The sequence below is a fragment of the Serratia odorifera genome, from assembly GCF_041448735.1.
In the GTDB taxonomy this organism is placed as follows: domain Bacteria; phylum Pseudomonadota; class Gammaproteobacteria; order Enterobacterales; family Enterobacteriaceae; genus Serratia_F; species Serratia_F odorifera.
Window position 1 is genome coordinate 1 of the sequence record NZ_JBGMUT010000049.1, and the last position, 736, is coordinate 736.

General features: G+C 46.7%; 1 protein-coding gene. It reads left to right on the plus strand.

Translation table 11 applies throughout. The features are described 5' to 3' along the window. Window positions 1-736, plus strand: a 736-nt coding sequence (locus ACCC84_RS23535) for a hypothetical protein (RefSeq protein ID WP_371902426.1), incomplete at both ends; no start/stop codon positions are given.

Here is a 736-nt window from a genome sequence, read left to right on the forward strand (position 1 = left end):
GAAAAAGTCCGAAATGCTCTGGATATATTACTTAATTATTGGGAGTCAGCAACCGCCAGTCTGGATGATGTGACGTTAATCAATACGCTAAAATCAGTTTTTTTGTCTAATAGACTCTATCGCCAACAGTACAAAGTCGAGGTGCTCGAAGCCGGGAAAAATGCGATTGAGCGTTCTCCAGGATTATTTCGCAAATTCGGGGTTCTTGATATCGGCAAGCTTCGTGATGCAGCCGATAGCGAAAGTATGACGATCGCACGCCACCTGCGGGACTTTGCCACCCGGCTAGAATCGTACCTTGTGCCCGAATCCGACGTATCGATGGATTTTTCATTTGAATATGCTGGGTATGTTTCCGACTTTCTCAGAAGTAAATACCCGCAACATGAATTTTCAATCGGGCAGGAGAGTCCGATTAAAATCACGGATGAGACTGGACTCGAGTCATCGTCGCCAAGTTTGCTCGAAGCCCTTCTAATCCACCATAAGGTTACCATGGAATTTCCTTCCGGGACGCCTGAAGCTATTAAGGACTATATCACGAGATATCAATCCCGGGCCCTTACCCACGATGAGGCGGATGAATTTCTTAAATTTTCGGAAATAAGCGACCGCAAGGAAATGGCTCGACGGATCCAGCTTGCTGATAGTGGAGCCCAGGGTTCGCTCGTTACAGACGTTAAGAAAACGTTCCCCAAATATCAGCATATTCTGAATGCCGTCTCTGCCCGCGATA